At 39.9% G+C, this 4586-nt stretch carries 3 protein-coding genes; 2 read left to right on the forward strand and 1 reads right to left on the reverse strand.

Translation table 11 applies throughout. The annotated features are described in order from the left end of the window. On the reverse strand, positions 1–854 hold an 854-nt coding region (locus tag V5N63_RS03105), incomplete at its 3' end, for a thiamine pyrophosphate-dependent dehydrogenase E1 component subunit alpha (protein WP_332032793.1). A gap of 230 nt (positions 855–1084) precedes the next feature. Here V5N63_RS03105 and V5N63_RS03110 point away from each other — a divergent pair. After that, on the forward strand, positions 1085–2677 hold the full coding sequence (locus tag V5N63_RS03110) for a T9SS type A sorting domain-containing protein (protein ID WP_332032794.1): 1593 nt from the start codon (positions 1085–1087) through the stop codon (positions 2675–2677). Positions 2678–2823: 146 nt separating this feature from the next. Then, positions 2824–4586 (forward strand): DNA polymerase III subunit alpha (locus V5N63_RS03115; RefSeq protein WP_332032795.1); only part of this gene is annotated, 1763 nt, incomplete at its 3' end.

Genomic DNA, 4586 nt, shown 5'->3' on the forward strand with positions numbered 1-4586 from the left:
ATCTTTCCCGGATCTTTTGCACGGTGTTTTGCCAGATCATCCTCATCTCTGTAAAATTCACGCCGAACGCCTGAAGTGTGGTGACCAATGAGAACAGTTTTCGCACAAACAAGTATCGGCTTTCTTTCTGACCGCACAAAATCGACGGCTTTTTTCATGGCTTCGAAACTCTCTATAAAATCGGTTCCGTCCACACGCATTCTGTTTAATCCCACAAAACCCGCAGCATAATCGTACGCATCTGAAGTTCTTGCTTCTTCTTTTGTTACTGAAATTCCCCATTCGTTATCCTGAATAAGAAATATAATGGGCAGCTGATGCAGGGCCGCAAACTGAAATGCTTCAGCAACTTCACCCTCGGTCACAGAATTGTCGCCTAAACTGCAGACAACAACAGGATTTTGGTCATAAGTTTCAAGATTGAATTCCTGAATATATTTAATTCCCTGTGCAATTCCGGTGGTAGGAATCGCCTGCATACCAGTGGCGGAACTTTGGTGAATTATTTTTGGTAAATCTTCTTCGCGACTCGACGGGTGTGAATAATAGGAGCGGCCGCCGGAAAAAGGATCATCGGCTTTAGCTAAAAGCTGGAGCATTAAGCGGAAGGGCTCAAAACCAATTCCAAGCAGTAAACTTTCGTCGCGGTAGTATGGTGAAACCCAGTCGTCCTTTGTTAGCTGGTAAGCTGTAGCCAACTGAATGGCTTCGTGTCCGCGTGAGGTGCTGTGAACATACTTGGTGATATTCCTATTTTCTTCATAAATGTCGGCCATTGCTTTTGCCAGCATCATGTGATTAAAGGCTTTTAATAAAATCTCTTCTGATACGTGTTTTTTTGTGCCTATTTCCATATAAAACAAATATAAAAATTTTAATGAGAATAATAAAACTACTGTTTGTGGGAACTGGATGAATAGCTGAGAAAACTGCTATCTGCAATTATTTCACAAAAGTGGTGTAAACACGATCTATTAATGGCTGAAAATATTATGATTTGATAAAAGAAAATCCAAAAAACTAAATTATTCTAAATTTCATTTATTTATTATATATTTGGAAGACAATTTTAAAATAACGACATATGAAAAAATTATTACTTTCTTGCTTACTTGGTTTAGGGATTGGTGCTCATGCACAACTAAACTATGTAGGCGATTTTGAAGAAGCCACTAATGTGGGACAGTATGCACAGTTCGGAGGTGGAACAATCGCAGCAGCTGCTGCATGCTCGGGAACATTAGGTGGTCAGTTGGCCATTGGTGGCACCGTTACACAAACCGGATGGATGGTTTTAAATGATGTTCTTGAAGAAGAATTTGGTAAAATCAATAACGGCCAGGAAGCGGCTATAAGTTTTAATTACAAAAAGGCAGCCGGAGTAACCGGAACTTTGTACGCAGCAGTATTTACCTACGTTGCAGCTTCTAACGCATGGAACATCGAATATGTTAGCACGGGCACAGTTTTGGGAAGTGCAGCGATTACAACATGTACTCAAAAAACCGGGATAATTCCTGCAGGTAAAATGCAGCCCGGGCAATCTTATGGGTATGGTGCATGGTTTGTTCCATCTGGCTCAACCACCGGGAATGTATTTGTAGATGATTTATCAATAGTTCAACAGTCTGTAACTGCAGTTCCTGCTTGTACAACATTTACGAATCCAACATCGGGAGCTGTTTTGCCGTCAGGAACCAATACCTTCACTTGGCAAGCAGTGCCAACCGCAGTAAATTACATCCTTACGGTGGGTACAACACCTGGTGGAAATGATGTTTTTGGAGGTGTGGTGGCAGGAACCTCTCAGAATGTAGCGCTTGCACCTAATACAACTTATTACACAACAGTAACACCTTGGAATACAGTAGGGGAAGCTTCAGGCTGTACAGGAATTACGTTCTCAACCAATAATGTCATTACTTACTGCGGTCCGTTAACTTCCAGCGCGCCTACGGCTGTAGCACCTATAAAATCAGTGAACTTTGCGGGAACTACCAAGACTTCAGATGCTACAGCAACAACAATTGGGGCATTCCCTGCGTATGAAGATTTTACAACAACAATTTTTGAAGTTAAAGATAATGTAACATCCCTTCCGCTTACTGTATTAGGAACCACTAACGGAAATCCTGTAAATGGCTGGGCAATGTCGGTATTTATTGACTGGAACAGCGATGGTGATTTTGATGATGCAGGTGAGTCTTATTTCAATACTACTGCTACAATGATCAGAAAGGTTAATTTGCCTGATAATCCAATTTCATTAACCGGTAATATTGCAATTCCTGCAGGAACTTCTTATGGACAGAAAAGAATGAGGGTTAAATATAATTTCTCAGGAACAGCAATTCATACCTCATTGGTATCTGCTTGCGCTCAAATGGGTAACGGACAAGCAGAAGATTATACAATCAATTATCAACAATTCCTTGCGGTAGACGATCTGAATAAGTCGAATGTTTCTGTTTATCCAAATCCATTTACCGATGTAGTTAAAATCTCCGATATCAAAGGAGTAAAATCAATCAATATCGTAGATGCATCAGGCCGAACTGTGAAAACCTTGGCACCTGCTGCTGAGCTAAACCTCGGGCATCTGAAATCAGGAATGTATTTCGTGAATTTACAGTATGCTGACGGTTCTGTAAAAACAGTGAAGTCAATTAAAAAATAAGATTTTTAATAATTAATAGAAGGCGGCAGATTTATCTGTCGCTTTTTTTTGCACCTATTTTATAAGAACTGATATCAATTTTTTATGTTTTAGCAGCTTTTTTCTAAACATATTTTACCCTAATTTTACCAAAATTCTTCTTTATAATGTATTTAATTTTCGATACCGAGACTACAGGTTTACCAAAAAATTTCAGCGCACCACTCTCTGATTCCGACAACTGGCCCAGAATGGTTCAGATTGCGTGGCAGTTGCACGACCGGAACGGGAATCTGCTAGAAAATCAGGATTATATCATCAAACCTGAAGGATATGATATTCCTTTCAACGCTACCAGGATTCATGGGATTTCTACTAAAATGGCTAAGGAAGAAGGTCGTGATCTCGCAGAGGTTTTGGCGGAATTTCAGGAAGTTTTAAAGAAAACTGAAGTGGTTGTAGGGCACAATATTGATTTCGATTATAATATTGTAGGTGCTGAATTTCACAGAAAAGATTTTGAAAATACACTTGAAAAAATTCCATCTGCAGATACCATGGAGCTTGGAACCGATTTCTGTAAACTCGGCGGTGGAAAAAACGGCAGATATAAATCACCAAAATTAGTCGAACTCTACGAAAAACTCTACAATGAAAAATTCGATGAAGCACACAATGCGGCAGCCGACGTAAACGCAACGGCACAGATTTTCTTCGAAATGATGCGGATTGGTGTTATTCCGGCGGAAAAAATCAAAATGTCCGATTCAGAACTTCAGGATTTCATCAGCAATCATCCTAATCCTTTCCCGCCATTTGCGATTATTATCAGAAGGCAGGTGGCGGCTTCCAAAAAGAAGAAAAAAGTTGATTTTGGTGATACCGACGAGATTGAAATCGGCGATTATTTCAATTTCCATAACCACAGTATTTACTCATCATTGCAGGCTTCAACGCATATTTCTGATCTTGTAAAAAAAGCCTTATTCAATAATTTTTCGGCGGTAGGATTGGTTGATTTGGGGAATATGATGGGCGCTTTCAAGTTTGTTTCCGAAGTGGAGAAAGCCAATGCAAACATTAAAAAAGCATATAAAGAATACGAAGAAAATAAATTAAAAGCCCAGGAAGAAGGCAGGGAATTTACCGACACCGAACCCAGAAAAGAACCGCTGATTCCGGTAATTGGCTGCGAGTTTTATATTTCTGACCGGCCGGAGCAGAAACAGTTTACCAAAGATGATCCCGACCGCAGGACCAATGTGGTTTTACTTGCGAAAAATTTTAACGGATATAAAAATCTGGCAAAACTTTCGAGTTTAGGCTATGTTAACGGCTTTTATTTTGGTGTTCCGAGGATTTCAAGGCAGATGATTGCCGAATATCGTAAAGATGTTATCGCCCTTACAGCCGGAACTTTCGGAGATATTCCCAATACCGTTCTTGAATTTGGTGAACAGAAAGGAGAGGAAATTTTCCGGTGGTGGAAAGATACTTTTGGTGACGATTTTTACGTACAGATCCAGAATCATGAAGTGGAGGAAGAGGAGCATTTAAATGAAGTTTTGCTGGAATTTGCAGAGAAATATGATGTGAAGATTTTGGCACAGAATGAAACATTCTACACCGAAAAAGAAGATGCCAATATTCAGGATATTTTATACTGTATTAAAGATGGTGAGAAGCTTTCTTCGCCTGTAGGTAAGGGTTTTGGCAAAAGACGCGGGCTTCCGTCCAACGAATTCTACATTAAAAACAGTGATGAACTGAAGCTGGCTTTCATCCAGTTCCCTGATGCTTTTGAAGCGTATTCAGAATTTTTGGCAAAGTTTGAACCCTATACTTTAAAACGTGACGTTCTCCTTCCCGAGTTCGATATTCCTGAGGAATTTTTAAGTAAAGAAGATAAAATTGACGGCGGAAAACGCGG

Origin of the sequence: Kaistella sp., assembly GCF_032060305.1 — a bacterium.
GTDB lineage: Bacteria > Bacteroidota > Bacteroidia > Flavobacteriales > Weeksellaceae > Kaistella > Kaistella yananensis.

What these genes read in the sequence shown, in the direction of transcription:
- V5N63_RS03110 (WP_332032794.1), top strand. Translation starts at nt 1,085, where the DNA reads ATGAAAAAATTATTACTTTCTTGCTTACTTGGTTTAGGGATTGGTGCT.